14 protein-coding genes are annotated in these 19,075 nt (G+C 62.2%); 2 read left to right on the top strand and 12 right to left on the bottom strand.

The window, feature by feature from the left end:
* Positions 1-25: 25 nt before the first annotated feature.
* The 3 genes from ACYU70_RS19945 to ACYU70_RS19935 are packed head-to-tail and all read right to left on the bottom strand — an operon-like array spanning position 26 to position 3,018.
* The gene (locus ACYU70_RS19945; RefSeq protein WP_342296144.1) at positions 26-1,129 is read right to left on the bottom strand and encodes an HlyD family secretion protein; all 1,104 of its coding nucleotides are present in this window, start codon (positions 1,127-1,129) and stop codon (positions 26-28) included.
* A 55-nt stretch (positions 1,130-1,184) separates the two neighbouring features.
* Entirely contained in the window at positions 1,185-1,634 is a 450-nt protein-coding gene (locus ACYU70_RS19940; RefSeq protein ID WP_342296146.1) for a universal stress protein, read from the bottom strand.
* A gap of 19 nt (positions 1,635-1,653) precedes the next feature.
* A complete protein-coding gene (locus tag ACYU70_RS19935; protein ID WP_342296147.1) occupies positions 1,654-3,018 on the bottom strand; it encodes a TolC family protein in 1,365 nt (454 codons plus the stop codon).
* 282 nt (positions 3,019-3,300) lie between these two features.
* On the opposite strand from ACYU70_RS19935, the gene ACYU70_RS19930 reads away from it, so the two are divergent.
* A complete protein-coding gene (locus tag ACYU70_RS19930; RefSeq protein ID WP_342296149.1) occupies positions 3,301-5,436 on the top strand; it encodes a sigma-54-dependent Fis family transcriptional regulator in 2,136 nt (711 codons plus the stop codon).
* 82 nt (positions 5,437-5,518) lie between these two features.
* Positions 5,519-5,641: a hypothetical protein gene (locus tag ACYU70_RS19925; RefSeq protein ID WP_342296151.1), complete on the top strand. Its 123-nt coding sequence runs from the start codon at positions 5,519-5,521 to the stop codon at positions 5,639-5,641.
* A gap of 69 nt (positions 5,642-5,710) precedes the next feature.
* On the opposite strand, the gene ACYU70_RS19920 is transcribed toward ACYU70_RS19925, so the two are convergent.
* From ACYU70_RS19920 to ACYU70_RS19880, 9 genes are all read right to left on the bottom strand, one after another.
* Positions 5,711-6,193: a DinB family protein gene (locus ACYU70_RS19920; RefSeq protein WP_342296153.1), complete on the bottom strand. Its 483-nt coding sequence runs from the start codon at positions 6,191-6,193 to the stop codon at positions 5,711-5,713.
* Between the two features lie 60 nt (positions 6,194-6,253).
* Positions 6,254-7,327 (bottom strand): serine hydrolase domain-containing protein, encoded by a 1,074-nt coding sequence (locus ACYU70_RS19915; RefSeq protein ID WP_342296155.1) that lies wholly within the window; start codon positions 7,325-7,327, stop codon positions 6,254-6,256.
* Between the two features lie 90 nt (positions 7,328-7,417).
* Positions 7,418-7,852 (bottom strand): DoxX family protein, encoded by a 435-nt coding sequence (locus ACYU70_RS19910; RefSeq protein ID WP_342296157.1) that lies wholly within the window; start codon positions 7,850-7,852, stop codon positions 7,418-7,420.
* A 159-nt stretch (positions 7,853-8,011) separates the two neighbouring features.
* Positions 8,012-8,296 (bottom strand): hypothetical protein, encoded by a 285-nt coding sequence (locus tag ACYU70_RS19905; RefSeq protein ID WP_342296159.1) that lies wholly within the window; start codon positions 8,294-8,296, stop codon positions 8,012-8,014.
* A 138-nt stretch (positions 8,297-8,434) separates the two neighbouring features.
* Entirely contained in the window at positions 8,435-11,326 is a 2,892-nt protein-coding gene (gene polA, locus ACYU70_RS19900) for a DNA polymerase I (protein WP_342296161.1), read from the bottom strand.
* Positions 11,327-11,421: 95 nt separating this feature from the next.
* The gene (locus tag ACYU70_RS19895) at positions 11,422-13,842 is read right to left on the bottom strand and encodes a hypothetical protein (RefSeq protein ID WP_342296163.1); all 2,421 of its coding nucleotides are present in this window, start codon (positions 13,840-13,842) and stop codon (positions 11,422-11,424) included.
* A 40-nt stretch (positions 13,843-13,882) separates the two neighbouring features.
* The gene (locus ACYU70_RS19890; RefSeq protein WP_342296165.1) at positions 13,883-15,028 is read right to left on the bottom strand and encodes a DUF4249 domain-containing protein; all 1,146 of its coding nucleotides are present in this window, start codon (positions 15,026-15,028) and stop codon (positions 13,883-13,885) included.
* 65 nt (positions 15,029-15,093) lie between these two features.
* The gene (locus ACYU70_RS19885; protein WP_342296166.1) at positions 15,094-16,248 is read right to left on the bottom strand and encodes a DUF4249 domain-containing protein; all 1,155 of its coding nucleotides are present in this window, start codon (positions 16,246-16,248) and stop codon (positions 15,094-15,096) included.
* Positions 16,249-19,029 carry a TonB-dependent receptor gene (locus ACYU70_RS19880; RefSeq protein ID WP_342296168.1) on the bottom strand — a complete coding sequence of 927 codons (2,781 nt, stop codon included), beginning with the start codon at positions 19,027-19,029 and terminating at the stop codon, positions 16,249-16,251.
* Positions 19,030-19,075 lie beyond the last annotated feature (46 nt).

Below are 19,075 nucleotides of genomic sequence, written 5' to 3'. Positions count from 1 at the left end.
GCCTTATTGGCCACTGCCTTTTTAACTATTTCACCTTCACCACCGCATTCACGCTCATACCGGCGCGGAGCGGGTGCTCGGGGTCAACTTTATCCAGGGCGATGCGCACCGGAATCCGCTGGGTCACTTTCACGAAGTTGCCGCTGGCGTTGTCGGGGGGCAGCAGGGCGAAGCGGGCACCGGTGGCGGCCGACAGCGACTCGATGTGGCCCTGGAATTCCTCTTTAGGATAAGCGTCCACTTCCAGTTTCACGGGCTGGCCCACTTTCATGTCTTCCAGCTGGGTTTCCTTGAAGTTGGCCACAATCCAGGTGCGGGCGCTGCCCACGATGCCGAACAGCTGCTGGCCGGGCCCTACTACCTGGCCGGGCTGCACGTTTTTCTTGCTGATGATGCCATCCTGCGGTGCGGTGATGGTGGTGTAGCTAAGCTGCAGCTTGGCGTTGTCGAGGTCAGCCTGGCGCTGTTTCACCACGGCCTGGGCCACGGCAATTTGCTGCGAGGCGGCGGCTACCTGCTGGCGGGCCACGCTCACCTGGTCGGTGGCGGTGGCGCGCTGGGCGGCGGTGGACTTCAGGTTGGCCTGCACGGCGTCGTACTCACTCTGTGGGATGATGTCCTGCTTGCGCAGCATCTCGCTGCGCTTTAGGTCTTTCTGGAGGCGCTCCTGGTTGGCCTGGCTCACGCCGATGCCGGTTTGGGCGGTGCGCACGTTGGCACTGGCGGTGGCCACGCCGGCGCGGGCAGCGGCTACCTGGGCCTGGGCAGCGAAGAGAGCGGCCTCAGCGGCATTCACGCGCTGCTGGTAGTCGGCCGGGTCGATGGTCACGAGAACGTCGCCCTTTTTCACGGGCTGGTTGTCGTCCACTTTCACTTCGAGCACGGGGCCGCCCACGCGGGGCAGCACCGGATACACGTCACCTTCTACCTGGGCGTCGTCGGTGCTTTCGTGGGCTTTGGCAAACTGGTAGCGCGTGAAGCCGTAGTAGCCACCGCCCAGCAGCACTAGCAACATGATGATGAGGACAAGCGGATTACGCTTTTTGGGCTCTTCCAGCGGAGCATTTTCAGCGGCCGCGTTGGGGTAAGGAGCAGGGGCGTTTTGAACGGAAGTTTCGGTCTGGGCCATCTTAGTAAATATTCGGGGGCGGTGTTTTACGGAAAAAAGGAGGGCAGTGGCGACGTTAGGCCTGATTCACTGCAGTTTCGGGTTGGAGCGGGGCGCGGACCAATAAGGTGGCGCACCGGGCGGTGCGGAGCACGATTTCGGCGGTAGTACCCATCAAAAAGCGGGTGAGGCCCGTTTGGCCGTGTGCGCCAATAACAATCAAATCAGCCTGTTGGCGGTCGGCTTCGGCCACGATTTCCGGGGCCGCCTCGCCGCGCACCATGCCGGTGTGCACGCGGGACACGCCAGCTTCTTCGGCCGAGGCTTGCAGTGCTTGCATCCGGCCTTTGCAGGAGCCAAATACTTTGGCATCAGGCTGCTGGCCGGTGGGGTCCTCCTGCGGCTCGCACACGTGCAGCAGCCGCAGCTCGGCACCCGTGGCCACGGCCAGGGCCGCCGCATAGGCCACCAGCCCAGCCGACGCGGCCGAGAAATCGAGCGGACAAAGGATGGTGGAGAGGTTCATTGTAGTGGTCACGAACTACTTATTGCCAAATCTGCTCGCCGGTGGCGCGGCGCAGCTGGTACTGGCCCAGCGTGTAGTTGTATTCGGCCTGCACTAGGGCCAGGCGGGCCTGGGCGAGCTGGGTTTCGGCGTCCAGCACGTCGAGGTTCTGGCCTACGCCGTAGCGGTACCGGTCGCGGGCTTTGCTCAGGGCCTCAGTGGCCTGGGCTACCTGCTGCTGGGCATTCTCGTGGCGGGCCTGGCTGAAATCCATGTTGTTGACGGCCTGGCGCACATCGGCGCGGATTTGCTCCTGCGTGTCGGCGGTGCGGGCCACGGCGGCGCGCGACATTGCCGCCGCCTCTACCCGCTGCTTCTTGTTCTTATTGCCGTCATAAATCGGTACTGACAACTGAATCACACCCACGGTATTGAAGCGAATGCGGTTGATATCAGGCAGAATGTAGCCGTTCTTGGCACCGGCCTGCACGCCCGCGCCGAGGCTTGGCATGTTGCTTTTCTCGATGAGGCGGGCCTGCATGGCGGCCGTGTTTTCGGCGTCGCGGGCCAGCTTCACTTCGGGGCGGTTGTTGCTGGCTTTGGCTACCTCGGCCTCGATGTTCACAGCCTGGGGCTCGTAAGTCAGACGGCCTTTCACCGGAATGTCGGCCTGGGCGGGCTTGTGCAGCAGGCGGGCCAGCTGCACCTGCTGGTTGCGCAGCTGGTTTTGCAGGTCGAGCTTGGTGCTCTGGGCCTGCGTGATGCGCACGTCGGTAGTCGTCACGTCGAACTTGGTGCTCACGCCGGCTTCCACCCGCTTGTTCATTTCGTTGCGGTGGGCTTGCAGCGAGGCAATCTGCTGGTCCTGCACCTTAATGCTCTCGCGCATGAACAGGATGTTGTAGTACACCTGTGCGGCGTTGAACGCTAGGTCGCGGCGGGCTACCGTGATGTTGTCTACCGCCGTTTGCACCTGCGATTCAGCCACTTTCACGGTCGCATCGTTCTTGCCGAAATCGAACAGCAGGTACTGGGCCGTGAGGTGAAAGTCGTAGTTATTATTAGGTGCAAACTGCAGCGTTTCACCTTGGAAAGGCAGCTTCACCACCGGGTCAATGCGAGTGTAAGTCGCCGTGCCCGTCACCTGGGGCAGGAAGCCGGCCCGCGTCTGGCTCAGGCGGCTGGTCGAAGCCGCCGACAACTCGGTGAGGTTGGTAATGCTGGGGTTGGCGTCGAGCACGGCTTGCAGCGTCGCGCCAAGGGTCAGGGAGTCGCTGGCCAGGCCAATAGCCTGCGCGGCGGCCGGCACGCCGGGCTGGTTTTGGGCCAGCACCGGCTGGGCCAGCAGCAAGCCGCCGAACAGCGACAAACCGGCAAAGCCCTTGAAAGATTGAGAAGAAAACATAAGGCCAGGTGGCTTAGGGTGTGCCCTGCTCTTACCGAAAGACGTGCCAGCGCGGGCAGGATGACTAATTATCCTTTATATTGTCTGTATAACAATGCTTTAATTATTATTCTACTCGGTTTGGAAAACTTTGCAGCGTTTGATTGTTCCTTACATATCAGGAATTGGCCGTGTTTTGCTCCTGATATTTAAGGAGTTTTTAATGTGGCACCTGCCTTGGCTAGTGCCCGGTTGCACTATCCACTACACCTACTGCGCAAGCTGAAGCATGCGCTACGAGCTATGCCGACCACCGACGAAACCCTGCTGCTGCACCTCAACGAGGCCATTGCCACCATCCGTGAGAAGGACCAGCTTTTTAAGGTGGTCACTACCAAGCTGCGGCTCATTTTCCCGTTCGATTTTATCGGCATCAACGTGTTCGATAAGGACTTGCAGATGAAGCGGCTATTTCTGCGCGACTACTACGGCACCGATGAAGCGCCGGTGCTGCCCGCTGGCCTTGACCACTTCACGCCCATTGCCGGCTCGCCCATCGAAAAGCTGGTGGCCGACCCGCGCGTGCAGCAATTCACCCCCCAGCAATACCTGGCCGATTACCCCAATTACGCGCCGTTTAATAAGTTTGAGAAGCTGGGGGTGAAGCACATAACCGCCGTGCCGCTGCACATTGGCGGGCGGCTCACGGGCTTCCTCACGCTGGCCTCGCGCCGGATGCCCGACCTCACGGCGGCCGATGAAAAGCTGCTGGACAAGCTCGGCTCGCTCATTGCCGTAGCCGTGGCCAACACGCTGGCTTTCGAGGAGGTAGCGCGCCGCGAGCAGGAGCGCACCTTGCAGCTCAGTATCACCAATGCCCTGCTTAGCATCAAGCAGCGCGAGCCGCTGTTTCGGGCCGTGGCCGAGGCACTGAGCCAGGTGGTGCAGTTCGATTACTTTGGCCTGCGGGTGCAGCGCGCCGGGCGGCAGGAAGCCTTTGAAGGCTTTGCCGAATTCTCACGCACCGCCGACGACCTCTCGGCACCCCTGGTAGCGCTCGACCCCAACCGGATGAATGGGCTGAATCAATTGGACAGGTCGGCCATGTACCATCAGCTGAACGACCTACTACAAGTGCCCGCCCTCTACACCGGCGATGAGTTCCGGGCCCAGGCCCAGCGCTACCCGCTGCTCCGCCAGGTGTATGAGGAATACGGCACGCGAGCCATGCTTATCGTGCCCATCTGGCAGCGGCCCGATGGCGCGGCCGTGCTCATCCTGGCCTCGCACAACCCGCTGGCCTTCCGGCCCGAAGACCTGGCTACCGTGCTGGCCCTCACGCCCCAGATTGCCCTGGCCCTGGAAAACCTCTTCGCCTTCGAGCAGATTGAGGAGCTGAAGGCCCAGGTAGAGCAGGAGCGCACCTACTTAGTAGATGAAATCAACACCTCCGCCCGCTTCGGGGCCGATTCCGGCGCGTTTATCGGCAGCGGGCCGGCCTTGCAGCGGGTGCAGCTCCGCATCAGCCAAGTGGCCCCCACCGATACCACGGTGCTGATTTCCGGCGAAACCGGCACCGGCAAGGAGCTGGTGGCGCGCGAGCTGCACAACGCCTCGCCCCGCCACGCCCGCGCCCTCATCAAGCTCAACTGCGCTGCGCTGCCGGCACAGCTCATTGAAAGCGAATTATTTGGGCATGAGAAAGGCGCTTTCACGGGCGCGGTAGAGCGCCGCATCGGCAAGTTTGAGCTGGCCAACGGCGGCAGCATTTTCCTCGATGAAATTGGTGAGCTGCCGCTCGATTTGCAGGCCAAGCTGCTGCGCGTGCTTCAGGAGCGCGAGTTCGAGCGGCTGGGCGGCACCAAAGTGCTGCACTCCGATGCCCGCGTGATAGCCGCTACCAACCGCGTACTGGCCGACGAAGTAGCTGCCGGCCGCTTCCGGGCCGATTTGTACTACCGCCTCAACGTTTTCCCCATCGAGTTGGCCCCCCTGCGCGAGCGCCGCGAAGACATCGAGCCGCTGCTGCGTCATTTCGTCCAGCGCCTGAGCAAACGCCTGGGCAAGCCCGTGCGCCAAGTTCGGCCCACTGATTTGGCGGCGTTGCAGGCCTATAGCTGGCCCGGCAATATCCGCGAGCTGGAGCACGTGCTGGAGCAGGCCATTATCGTGAGCCAGGGGCCGTTTCTGGAATTTGCGGGGTTTGCGGCCGCGCCGCTGGTGCTGGCTGGTGCGGCGGCGTCACCGATTTTGGCCGCTGCGCCCATCAAGACGCTGAAAGAGCAGGAACGCGACCATATTCTGGCGGCCCTCACGCGCACCGGTGGCCGGGTGAGTGGGGCACAGGGAGCGGCTTTGCTGCTCGATATCAACCCCAAAACCCTGGAAGCCCGCATGAAAAAGCTGGGCATCCGGCGCACGGTGGGCGTGGAGGCGTAGGAGAATGGGAAAAAACGGCCGGCTGCCCGGCCGCTGAGGCTGCTGGCCCGTACAACCCTCATTCACCTAACCTTTCATTGTCATGGCCAATACCACCACCACCCCCAAGCACACCGACCCCGCTACCAAGCGCGACGAAAAGAAAAACGAAGAGGTTATCAAGGACAAGCCCTCGGGCAAAGCCGTGAAAACCCAGAAGAAATAGTTTCTCAGAGTACTGAAAAGAGCCCGGCGCGTCTGACGTGCCGGGCTCTTTTGCGTTTGAGGAATGCCTTTATTTCCAGGCTTTCAGCAGGCGGCGCACCAGGATGATTTCGCCGGTGTGGTAGGCGTTGTGGTCGGCAATGAGCATGGCCTCGCGCAGAATGGTCTGGCCGGTGCCGTGCGGGATGGGGGCCAGCAAGTCGGTTTTGGCATCGTGCAGCAAGTCGATGAAGCGCTGGCGGTCGGCGTGGATGTGGTCCAGTGTGGCCTGCCACTGCTTTTCATCCGCAGTCGCGTCCTTCACCGGCCAGTAGCCGGCCGGCCACTCCGGCGACTCATACTTCTCGCTCAGCGAAAACTCCAGAATGTCCCATTGCGCAATGCGGATGTGCTCCACCAGCTGCCAGATAGTATAAGGCACTTCCGGCACATGCTGATTCCAGATTTCGGGCGTGAGGCCAGCGCAGGCGTCCTCGAAGGTGGCGTGGGCGTTGCCCTGGGTGAGCAGGCTGATGAGCTCGGCGACGAGGCCTTGTTTGGTGGGGTTGTCCATGAGCTTCCTACTGACTTCATTGTAAATCGGTTGCACCGCCAGCTTTGTCAGCGCCCCGCCCTACTCCGCCAGCCACTGCGTGGCCCGGTACTCGCCCGGCCCGAAGAACAACCGCAGCAGCTCATCCACCATTTTGGGGCCATTGGTGCTATTGGTGAGAAACACCAGCGTTTCCTTTTCGGCGGGTAGCGTCATGTAAAAGCCTTTGAAATTGCCGTTGTCGCCCCATTGCCACTGGGCCAGGCCCCGGCTGGTGGTGGCCAGGCCCACGCCGCAGGCCCAGGCCATAAACGCGTCGGTGGCCGTGGTGGGCTGGCCGCAGCGCCGGGCCTCGTTGGCGGGCGTCAGCAGCAGCTGTGCCGTGGCCGGTTTCAGCCCCCGCCCCGTCATCACCGCCTGCAAAAACCGGCTGTAGTCGGCCCCCGTGCTGAGCAGGCTAAACGCCCCGTAAGCCGCCGAGAAGTGCGTAATGGGCGTCGGCTTGCCCTGGCCATCGTGGCCCGAAGCAGCATTGGCCGCCATTTTCTGCTGCCACACAAAGCTGCTGTGCGTCATGCGCAGCGGCCCGAAAACCTCCTCCAGCGCCAGCGTCTCAAATGGCTTGCCGGTGAGGTGCTCCAGGTTTTTTTGCAGAAACACGTAGCCTTCGCCCGAGTAGTTCCAGCAGCTGTCGGGCGCGTATTTCAGGCGGAGCGGAGCGGTGGGCCAGTCCGCGCCGAGTGGATTGGTAGCCCAGTTAGGCAGGCCAGTGGTGTGGCCCAGCACCATGCGGGCCGTGATTTTATCGGCATTGGCCGCGCCTTGTAAGCGGGGGTACGGGGCATAAGTCAGCAGAGGCTTATCGAGGTCAAGCACGCCCCGGTCGAGCAGGCGAAGCGTGACGTAGGCCAGTACAGCCTTGCCCAGCGAAGCCGCTTCGAAAGTCGTGGTGGCAGTCACGGCGGCGGGCTGGCCGGCGGTGCGCTGGCCCAGCGCGTAGGCGTACGTCTTGCCGCCGTGCGTGTACACCAGTTGCATGCCCGGCACATTGGCCTTTTGCATCAAAGCCAGAATAGAAGCCGCCGAGGGCGCAGGCTGGGCGCGGGAAATGGTGCCGCATAGCAGCACAAACGTTAGCAGGAAAGGGAGTTTCATGACCGCAAAGGAGGCGCAACAGCACGCGACCCAAAGTTCGGCGGAAAACCTAAAGTGGACGGAAGGTGGCCCGCTTTGTCCATTCAGGACCTATTTCCGTGGGGCCTTCTTTCGCTGCAACGCCGTCAAAGCCCCGGTCGAATATAGCGCCGCCCCCATCAGCACGGGCTGAAAAAACAGTCGGGCCAGCCGCTTGGCATCCGTATCGAGGCCGAAGGCCGAAATATGGTGGGTGTACTGGTGCACATTGCCGGGGAATACCGCCGCGTAGAATGCCGCCAGCCCAATGCCCATGCGCCGCCGGTTTTTGCCTTTCAGCAGCAGCAGCGCCAGCCCCAGCGCAATTTCGACCACCCCCGAAGCCAGTACCGTGGTGTCTTTGTCCAGAGGCACAAAATCGGGGACCTGCGCCTGAAAATCCTGCCGGGCAAAGGTGAGATGGCCGGTGCCGGCCACCACCATAAAGGTGCCCAGCAGCCCACGGGCTACATTCTGGAGGGTGGTGGTGTGCGGTTGGTGGGGCATGGCTTTCGGATGGAGAGTGGAAAGCTTTGCTATACGGCGAGCCGGCCACCCCGGTACGAGTATCGATGCCGTGGCGGAGCCTGGAGCCTTGCGCTGGGCAATAAAAAGCCGCCGGCTTGCGCGCTGCGCATGCCGGCGGCTGTTCACCAACACCATTGCTTACGAATGGCGGCGCAGGAGCTTCATGTCGGGGCGGCCCTTCACGCCCGCGGTCTGCATGGTTTCGGCGGCCTGGGGGTCGGCCATGAAGTTTTGCAGCGACTCGGGGCTGGCCATCTCGCCGTGCACGGTCACCATGTTGGGGTTGTCGTGGGCCTGGTACACGCCGTGGATTTTGATGCCATGCTTGTCGCGCAGGTCCGCGCCGGCATCAAAGTGCTGCTTCCAGGTGGCGAAGTCCTCTACTTCGTGGCTCAGATGGGTGTGAATGGGGGTGGGGACCATTAGAAATCAGAAAAAAAGAATGAATGAAATGTTCGCCGACTGGCTCCGGACAAGATAGGAGGATTTCAGCGAATACCCATATGTTCAATTCTTTGATTGTAAAGTTGTCGAGGTATGAAAGGCGACGACTCCGTTGCCTTAGTGCGCCTGCAGCCAGTTCTTACCCGAGCCCACTTCCACTTCCAGCGGCACGCCGTGGGGTAGGAGCAGCGCCGTGGTCATCAGCTCCTTGATTTTGGGCGTGATGTATTCGACTTCCTCGGCCACGGCGTCGAACACGAGTTCGTCGTGCACCTGGAGTATCATCTTGGTGCCCAGCTTCTCCTCGCGCAGCCAGTGGTGAATGTTAATCATGGCCATTTTGATGATGTCGGCGGCCGTGCCCTGGATGGGGGCGTTGATGGCGTTGCGCTCAGTGTAGCCGCGCAGCGTGGCGTTGCGCGAGTTGATGTCGCGCAGGTAGCGGCGGCGCTTGAGCAGCGTTTCGGCATATTCCAGCTCCCGGGCGCGGTTGATGCTGTCGTCCATAAACGCCTTCACGCTCGGGAATTCCTGGAAATACGTCTCGATAATATCCGTCGCTTCCTTGCGGCTGATGCCGATGCGCTGGGCCAGCCCGAAGGCCGAAATACCGTAGATGATGCCAAAATTGACCGTTTTGGCCTTGCGGCGCATCTCCGAATCCACTTCCTCCAGCGGCACGCGGAATACCTTGCTGGCCGTGCTGGTGTGCACGTCCTGACCCAGACGGAAGGCCTCAATCATGGTTTTATCGCCCGAGAAGTCGGCCATGATGCGCAACTCCACCTGCGAGTAGTCGGCGGCCAGTAGCACGTGGTTTTCATCGCGCGGCACGAAGGCTTTACGGATTTCTCGCCCTCGCTCCGTGCGGATGGGAATGTTCTGGAGGTTGGGATTCGTAGAGGAAAGCCGACCGGTGGCGGCCACGGCCTGGTTGAAGCTGGTGTGCACGCGGCCATCTACCACGCTCACCAGCTGGGGCAGGGCCTCCACGTAAGTCGAGCGCAGCTTGGTGAGCTGGCGGTATTCGAGGATGAGGGCGGCGATGGGGTTTTCAGCGGCGAGCTGGCTCAGGATTTCCTCGCCGGTGGCGTACTGGCCGGTTTTGGTTTTCTTGATTTTGCCCTTGCCGATGTCCATCTTGTCGAACAGCACCTCACCCAGCTGCTTGGGCGAGCCGATGTTGAACTCCTGCCCGGCCTCGCGGAAAATCTGGGTTTCCAGCTCCGCGATGTAGCCCTGCAACTCGGCCGAATATTCGCCCATGGCCACGCTGTCAATCTTCACGCCCTCGTACTCGATGTCGGCCAGCACCGGCACCAACGGGTTTTCCACGTCGTTGAGCAGGCCCAGCAGGCCCAGGTCTTTCAGCATGGGCTCGAAGACGTGCTTGAGCTGCAGGGTCACGTCGGCATCCTCGCAGGCGTAGTCTTTCACGGCGGCCGGGGGCAGGTCGGCCATCGTGATTTGCTTCTTGCCTTTGGGGCCGATGAGGTCGGTGATGGGCACCGGCGAGTAGTGCAGGTAGGTTTCGGCCAGCACGTCCATGTTGTGGCGCATGTCGGGCTCGATGAGGTAGTGGGCCAGCATCGTATCAAACAGTGGCCCCGAAATATTGACCTTGTAGTGCTTGAGGATGGTGAGGTCGTACTTGATGTTCTGGCCGATTTTCAGAATGGTTTTCGACTCGAAAAACGGGCAGAACTCATCCACGATGGCCTGCGTGGCTTCCTGGTCGTCGGCCGGCACGGGCACGTAGTAGGCCTCGCCCGGCAGCCAGCAGAAGCTCAGGCCCACCAGCCGCGCCGTCATGGTATCCAGCCCGGTGGTTTCGGTGTCGAAGCTCACCTCTTCCTGCTGCAACAGGAACGAGAGCAGCGACTTGCGCAGCTCCGGCGTGTCAATGAGGTGGTAATTATAGGGCACGTCTTCGAGGCGCTTGCGCGGGCCGGCGGGCGCACCAAACTGGCCGGTTTCGCCTTCTTCGGCGCCAATGGCCACGGCCGCGTCTTCGCTATTGCCGAAGAGTGAGGCCTGGCCACCGGGCACCAGCTTGGGCCGGCGCACCGGCTTGCTGCCGGGCGCGGCCACGCCGGCGGGCGTGCGCTCTGGCCCGCCGCCGCTCAGGATGCGGGCCGCCAGCTGCCGGAACTCCAGCTCATCAAAGAGCTCGCGCAACGTGGCTTCGTCGGGCGCATCCAGCACCAGCTTGTCGGCCTCGAATTCCAGCGGGACGTTGACGTGGATGGTGGCCAGCTCCTTGCTCATCAGGCCCTGCTCGGCGAAGTTGCGCACGTTTTCCTGCTGCTTGCCCTTGAGTTCGTCGGTATGGGCCAGCAGGTTTTCGACCGAGCCGTACTTCTGAATGAGCGTCTTGGCCGTTTTCTCACCGATGCCGGGGATGCCGGGAATATTGTCCGAAGCGTCGCCCTGCAGGCCCAGAATGTCAATTACCTGCTCCACGCGCTCAATCTCGAAGCGGGCCAGCACGTGAGCCACATCCAGAATCTCGGCCGCGTTGCCCATGAAGGCGGGGCGGTAGATTTTGATATTCTCCGTCACCAGCTGGCAGTAGTCCTTGTCGGGCGTCATCATAAACACCTCGAATCCTTCCTTTTCCGCCTTCTGGGCTAGCGTGCCAATGACGTCGTCGGCCTCAAAGCCATCCATCATCAGAATGGGAATGTGGAAGCCCTGGATGATTTTCTTGATGTAGGGCAGGGCGATGCCGATGTCCTCGGGCATGGCCTGGCGCTGGGCCTTGTACTCGGCAAACTGCTCGTGGCGGAAGGTCTTTTTCGGCCCATCAAAGCACACGCCGATGTGGGTGGGCTTTTCCTTTTGCAGCACCTCCACCAGCGTGTTGGTGAAGCCCAACACGGCCCCCGTGTTCATGCCCTTGGAGTTGATGCGCGGGTTTTTGCTGAACGCGAAGTGCGAGCGGTAGATGAGGGCAAAAGCGTCGAGCAGAAAGAGCTTTTTGGGGGCGGCGGTGGCGGTGTCGGACATAGGACGAAGGTACGGTTGCGGAAGGCAGATGGTCGAAAAAAGGCCCTGCTATTCGTGGATAGCAGGGCCTTTTCCGGGCTTCGTACCGCCGTACCCTACAGCGCCGGCTTCACCTCCAGCACGAAGCTGGTGCTGCCCGAAAGGCCATTCGCGGCCAGGCCCTGCACCACCACGAGGTAGCGCCCGGCCTGGTCGCCGGTGTAGAAGTCCAGCGCCTTGGGTTGCGCGCCGGTCAGGCTGATGTCCGGGTTCCAGTAGAGCAGGTTGCGCAGGTCGGGGAGGCGGCTTTGGGTGGCTTCGGGCGTGTCGTAGCGCGGGGCGTAGAACTCGCGGTGCTGCTGCACGCCTTCGTATTGCTGCACCAGCGCGTGGGCATCGGGTACGAAGCCTTCCAGGTCGCCTTTGTAAGTGGTGAAGCTCACCAGGCCGTTGTAGGTGGCCGGGCCGTGAAAATACCGGCCATCAATTACCTCCAGCTTCCGGATTTTGAGCGGGTTGATGGCCATGGCCTTGTTCATGTTGAAAACCGGCACGCCGTCCAGCAGCACCATGGGGTTGTCCTCCATCAGCACTTTGTTGGCGCGGTCAGCCACCAGCAGGTGGAAGCCGTCTTTCCGAATGCGCACCACCACGCCGGGCACGTATTCGCGCAGCACTTCTTCCAATACCTTGAAGCGGGTGTACTTATCCAGCAGGTACGTCTCGTTGGCCTGGCCGAAGAAAGCTGCGCTGTCGACCGGCCCGGCCGGGGCCAGGCGCCGGAATTTGTCGAGGTACACGCGCTGCACCTGGGCCTGCAGGTGCCGCCGGGCGTAGTCGGGCTCGAAGCGGCGCGTGAGGCCGAACGGCGGTAGCGGCTGGGCCGCGTAGCGGGTAGAAAACGGGTTGAGCAGCGTAATCTGGCAGGTGCTGTCCTGCTGCGGGTCGGTTTGCACCACGATTTCGCGGGAGCCGGTCAGCGACGGCAACTCGAAGCGGATGCGGCCGTCGGCGGTGCTTTCCGAGTTGCTGAGGCGCGGCACCAGGCTGGGCGAGGCCAGGTAGGCCACCACGCCCATCCGCGGCTGGGTGGTGCCCGCCTGCGTGAGCCGCCCCGTAATGACGTGGCCATTCGGCTCGGCCAAGTACTCGAAGGGGCGCGGCGCGGGAGCCAGCACGTCTTCCCAGCGCCAGCGGCTCCAGCCCTGCGTCAGCATCAGGTTGTCGGCGGCGGCGCGGGCTGCCGCGTCGGTGGCGGTGAGGTAGTAGCCCGGGTTTTCGACGCGCCCGTTCAGGTCCGCCGTGAGCCAGAGGTATTCATCAATGGCCACGGGTGGGGCGGTGGTGAGCGAGTCGAGCTGGTACACGGCCATCGACAGGCGGGTGGCGGGCAGCGCCGCGTCGGTGGCGGCCACCTGCACGCTCACCTTGCTGCGGGTGGTGTACTGCGCCTTGTCGGCGCGGGCGACCACGGGCAGGCGGTGGGGCGGGGCCTGAAAATACAGCCGCTCGCACACCGGCTGGCGCTGGGCCGTGAACAGCGTAAGGTGCGAAACACCATCGAGTAGCTGCGCCTTGTCGAAGATATAAGTGGCCTGGCCGTCACGCAATTCGAGCCGATGCGTCAGGGCCACTTTCTGCCGCGAGTGGCCCAGCAGAAACAGCGTTTCCGGCTGGCGGCTGCTGGCCATCACCGTCAGCGTCAGCTGCGTGGGGCTGGTTTCGGCGAGGTTCATCACATAGCCCTGCGCATAGCTGCGCGGTAGCGGGCGGGTGATGGTGGTGCCGGGACTGCCGAGTTTCAGCACGGCCTTGTAGGGCTGCCCGCCCTCGGTGGGGGTGAAGGAAAAGCTGCCCATGCCCAGTCGCGCCGTGGCGAACGTTGCCACCACCGCGCCCTTGTTATCCAGTACCGTGCCTTCGGCGGCCACTCCGTGGCCGGCCCGGTCCGTGACCTTCACCGCCACTTTGCTGCGCAGGTCCCGCACCAGGTTGCCGCCCTCCGGAAAGAAGCGGGCATCGTAGGTGGCCGAGTCGCGGCCGGCCGTTCCGGAAGCTGTGAAGGTGTTGATAACCGTCACGGTGGTCTGGAAATAGGCTTCGGGGCCGAAGTTCTGCATCCAGCTGGTGTAGGCGCGCACGTGGTAGCTGCCCGCCGCCAGCGCGGCCGGCAGGGCGAGCGAGCCGTGGCCGGCCGCGTGCTGCAGGGCCACTTTGCTTTGCAGCACGGGGCGGTTCTGGGCGTCAAGCACCTCCACGTAGGCCACGGTGCTCAGGGGCAGCGGGCGGGAGTAGGTGCCGTCTACGGCGTACAGGCTAAACCACATGGTTTCGCCGCTGAGGTACACCGGCCGGTCGAGGTGCAGGTAGAGCTTTTCGTGCGGGTCGCGCTGCTCGTACCGGCTGAGCTGGCGGCTGAGGCCGCCCAGAGAATCGGCCTGGGCGCGGACGGGCGCGGTGGCCAGCAGCCCCAGCGCCGGGGGCAGCAATAGAGCCGCTACCGCACGCGTCAGGCGTGGTTTTGTTTTACTAGCCAAGTGGATGAACATAGAAAGGACGGATTGCAAAGCGGAAAGGCTACGGCCAGAACGAGGGTTTCACGGTGCTGCCATACAGGCGGCAGTCCACGCAGCTGCGGTCGATGCCCAGTACGCCGCTGGGCACATAAGCCAGCGGGATGTTGTCGGGAGTGCCGAAATAAGCCTGGTAAAGGATGGGCTTCTTGACGGTATCGGGCACGCAGTTGTCGTAGCCGCTGGAAATCTTCCAGTCGAACGGCAGCTGGCTGCGCCGGATGAACAGCCGCTGCTGCTCCACCGAATGCACGCCCACAAAGCCCATGGCCAGCGCGGCGTTGTCATTCAGGCAAGTCACGTTGCCGGTGAGCTGCACCGGCTGCGGGTCGAAGAGCGTGCCGATGTTCTCGGTGTTCTTTTTCATCAGCTCCCAGTAGCGGTACTCGGCTTCGGACTGGGCAAACTGGCTGATGAGGATGCTGTAGGTGTGGCGCAGGCGGCTGCTGGTAGTGGGCAGGGTGCGCACCACGTAGTCGTGCACGGCGTCCTGGCTCAGGCGAGAGGTGTTCACGAGCTTGATGTCGGGCGACTTCTCATTGCCCCAGCAAATCTGCGGAAACCGCACCGTGATGGGGAAAAGGCCGCCCGGCGGCGTGCGGTCGAAGTTGCGGTATTCCAGCGTCGGAATGAGGACGGGAATGCTCTCCCAGGTTTCCTCGTAGTCCCAGCGGTAGAAGTGGGTCGAGCTGCTGGCATCGTGGGCGCTGACGTAGAGTTTGAGGCCATCGGTAGTAGGGCGCCAGGAAAAATCGTCGATGCGCGGCGTATTATGCACAGCCTCAAAGCCGGACTGGTACTCCTTGCCGCCCTGCGTGCTGATATGTAGTCGGTAGTTGCGGGCCGGGTTCAGCGTGCGCGGAGTGGAGGTGTAGGTGCCAGCCGGGCTTTCGGTGAGCAGGTAGCGCGGGCCGCCTTCCTCTTCGATGTACACCGTGGCCTTTGCCTCCACCGGCGGGGCCGTTTTGGCGCCGATGGCGTAGGTACGTGTTAGCCTGATGGTGCTGTTGCCCTTGCTGTTAATGTAGCCGTCGACCACCAGGTAGCTGGGCGGGTTCTGCACGGCCTCGGGCAGGTAAGGGTCGGTACAGCCGGCCAGCAACAGGCCCCAGAGTAGGCCCAGCGGGGTGAAGAAGGAGGAGGCGCGCATCTGGAATTTGAAAGTTGTAAGTAATGGCCGAAACGGCTGGGCCTGGATAGAGAAAATCCCCGCGTCTACGGCCAAAACGAGGGTTTCACGGTGGTACCGTGCAGGCGGCAGTCCACGCAGTCGCGGTCGATGCCCAGCACCCCCCCGCGGATGTAGGCCAGCGGCACATTCTGCCCTCCCCCGAAAACTGACTGAATAATCTCTTTCCGCAGAATGACGGTATCGGGCACGCAGTTGTCGTAGCCACTCGAAACTTTCCAGTCGAACGGCAACTCACTGCGCCGGATGAACAGCCGCTGCTGCTCCACCGAGCGCACACCCACAAAGCCCATGGCCAGCGCCGCATCGTCGTTCAGGCAGTGCACATTGCCGGTGAGCTGCACCGGCTGCGGGTCGAACAGCGTACCGATGTTCTCGGTGTTTTTATTCATCAAGTCCCAGTAGCGGTACTCGGCTTCGGACTGGGCCGACTGCGTGATGAGAATGCTATAGGCATGCCGTAGCCGGCTGTTGGTGGTGGGCAGGGTGCGCACCACGTAGTCGCGTACCGCGTTCTGGGTCAGGCGGGTTGTATTGACAATCTGAATGTTCGGGGATTTCTCGTTGCCCCAGCAAATCTGCGGAAACCGTGTTGTGATAGGAAAAAGGCCGCCCGGGGGAATGGGGTCGAGGTTGCGGTATTCCAGCGTGGGAATGAGGACGGGAATGGTTTCCCAGGTTTCCTCGTAGTCCCAGCGGTAGAAGCGCGTGGCGGCAGGGTCGTCGTTGTGGGCGCTGATGAGGAACTGCAGGCCCTCGGGGGTGGCGCGCCAGGAAAAGTCGTCGATGCGCGGGGTGATGTTGACAGGCGCAAAATCGGTGGCGTATTCCTTGCCGGTCTGCGTGCTGATGTGCAGCCGGTAGCGGCGGGCCGGGTTCAGTGTGCGCGGAGTGGAGGTGTAGGTGCCAGCCGGGCTCTCGGCGAGCGGGTAGCGCGGCCCGCCTTCCTCCTCGATGTACATAGTGGCCTTTGCCTCCACCGGCGGGGCCGTTTTGGCGCCAATAGAATAAGTGCGCGTTAGCTTGATGGTGCTGACACCCTTGCTGTTGATGAAGCCGTCGACCACCAGGTAGCTGGGCGGGTTTTGCACGGCCTCGGGCAGGTAAGGGTCGGTACAGCCGGCTAGCACCATCAGGCTCCAAAGCAAGGCCAACCGGGCGAAGGGAGACGAGGCGCGCATCTAGAATTTGAAGTTGTAGGTGATGGTCGGAATGGGCGAGCCGAAAATAGACAGCTGGTAACCCTTGATTTGCCCGTTCGACGACCGGAAATAGATGGAGTACGGGTTGCGACGGCCCGTGAGGTTGTACACGCCCACCGTCCAGGAGCTGTGGGCCAGCTTCTTCACTTTGTGGCTGCCCTCGATGTTCAGGGCCAGGTCCACGCGGTAGTAGTCGGGCACGCGGTAGGCGTTGCGGTCGGAGTAGAATACCCGCAAGGCGTTGTTGATGTAGTACTTGGCCAGCGGCAGCGTAATGGGCCGGCCCGTGCTGTAATTGAAGTTCAGCGAAGTGCTGAAGCGGCGGCTCAGGCGGTAGTTGCCCACCATCGTGAAATCGTGGGGCTTGTCGTAGTTGCTGGGGTAGTAATTGCCGCCGTTAATCATGTCGGCTGTCACGGCGGTGTTCACCTGCACCAGCGAGCGCGAGTACGTGTAGCTCACCCAGCCGTTGAGCTTGCCCGTCAGCTTCTTCACAAATACTTCCACGCCGTAGGCTTTGCCCTGGGCGTTGATGATATCCGTCTCGATGTGCGGATTCAGCACCAGCGTGGCCCCGCTCTTGTAGTCCACAAAGTCGCGCATCGACTTGTAATACGTCTCCACCGAGGCCTCAATGGTGTTGGCCTTGAAGTTCCGGTAGTAGCCCACCGATACCTGGTCGCCAATCTGGGGCCGGACGTTGGCATCGGTCAGCTTCCAGATATCCGTCGGCGACACCGAGGCCGTGTTGGTGAGCTGGTGAATGTACTGGCGGGTGCGCGTATAGCTGGCTTTCACGGAGGAGTTGTCGCTGAGCGAGTACCGCGCCGACAGCCGGTATTCCGGGCCGTGGTATTTGGCCAGCACCTTGTTGTTGCCGTAGCGCACCGTGTCGATAATAGACGATTCGGAGCGCGACACGCCCGGCTCGTATTGGTACACATCGCGCGGCCCCAGCGCCTGAAACAGCGAGTAGCGCAGCCCGATGGACACCGAAAAGCGCGGCGTAATATCAAAACGGTCAGAGATATACAAGGCGCTTTCCAGGCCCTTCTCCTTGGCCAGCACGTTGGGTTTCACCAGCGAGGAGTCGCCCTGAGGCAGCAGGCTGCCGGGGTCCACGTCGTATAGCTGCGAGCTCACGCCGAAGTCGATGGTGTGCCGGGAGTTAGGTAGATAGCTGAAATCGGCCCGCGCGTTGGTTTGAGTGATGGCATACTTCAGCTGCGAGGCCGTGAAGATGTCGTTGGTGCTCGTGACGTCGTAGGCGTAGTGGCTGTAGGTGCCCGTGAGCACGCCGTAGAACTGGTTGGTGAAGTTGTGGCGCCACTTCAGGGTGGCCGTCTGGTTCACGTAGTGGTAGGTGGTGTCGTTGGCCAGCCGGAACCGGTCGGTGCTGTAGTAGCCGGTGAGGTAGAGCGAATTCTTCTCGTTGAACTCGTGGCTGAGGTGGGCTGTGACGTCCGAAAACGACGCCGCGCTCTGCGAAAACTGCTTGCTCGGCAGCTGCTTCAGTATCCAGTCGGAGTAGCTGGCGCGCCCGCTGATGATGAAGGAGCTTTTGTCCTTGGCCAGCGGCCCTTCCAGCGTGACGCGGCTGGTGAGCGGCCCAATGCCGCCCGAGCCCGAAAATTTCTTCTTGTTGCCCTCGCGGGTGGTGATGTCCAGCACCGACGACAGCCGCCCGCCGTACTTGGCCGGAATGGCGCTTTTGTACAGCTCCACGCCCTGCAGAATGTCGGGGTTGAAGGCCGAGAAAAAGCCGAACAAGTGCGACGGGTTGTAGATGGGCGCATCGTTGAACAAAATCAGGTTCTGGTCCGTCGCGCCGCCGCGCACGTTGAGGCCGGTGCTGCCCTCGCCCACCGATTTCACGCCCGGCAGCGTCATCACCACGCGCAGAATGTCGGTTTCGCCGAAGGCCGTGGGCACCTGGCGCATGGTCTTGATGTCGAGCTTCTCCACGCCCATCTGCAGGCCCGATACGTTCTTGTCCTTCTCGGCTTCCACCACCACTTCCTTCAGCGTCACGATGTCCTCGTCCACTTCTACTTCCAGCTTGCCGTTGCCGCGCAGCACCACCTGCCGCCGGGTGTTCTTGATGCCCACGCCGCGGATTTTCAGGTCGTAGCGGCCGGTTGGCATCGTGAGCGAGTACGACCCAAACTGGTCGGTGCTGGCCCCAATGTTGGGCGACTCCGAGTAGATGGACGCGCCCACCACCGGCTCGCCGGTCTTGCTGTCGCGGATGTGGCCGGCCAGCGTAGCCTGCCCGCCCGCGCCGCCCGCCAGGCCAATTTCGTACACCTTGTACTCGGCCGCGCTCACCAGGTGCGAGCGCCCGGCGGACTTCGCCACCGGCTCATCTTCAAAATCAGGCACCACACCGCCTGCGCCCTGGGGTTGGAAGAAATCGAGCGGCAGGTCCGGGTTGATGGGCGTGCCGCGGGAAATAAATACGCGGTTCTGGGCATCCACGCCGAAGCGGAAAGGCGTGGGTTGCAGGGCCTGGTAGAGTACCGCGCGCACGGGCTGGTTCTGCACCTGCACCGTCACAAACAGGCTGTCCACGGCCTTCGGGTCGAAGTAGAACCGGTAGTTGGTCTGGGCTTCGAGCTGGCTGGCAAACTGCGCAAACGGCACCCGCACAAAATTGCCGCTCACCGTTTTTTCGGGCGGCGCCTGCTGCCCGTAGCTGGCCAGCACCGGCAGGCCCAGCAACAGCAGCACCAACACCCACATAGAATATGCTTGCTTCATAGAAAATAGAAAGGAGGAGAGGCAAAAAGGAAACGTCGGTACCCAG

The organism is Hymenobacter segetis, from assembly GCF_054776495.1.
Note: the sequence above shows the minus strand (reverse complement) of the source record. Positions and strands in the feature narration are given on the sequence as shown.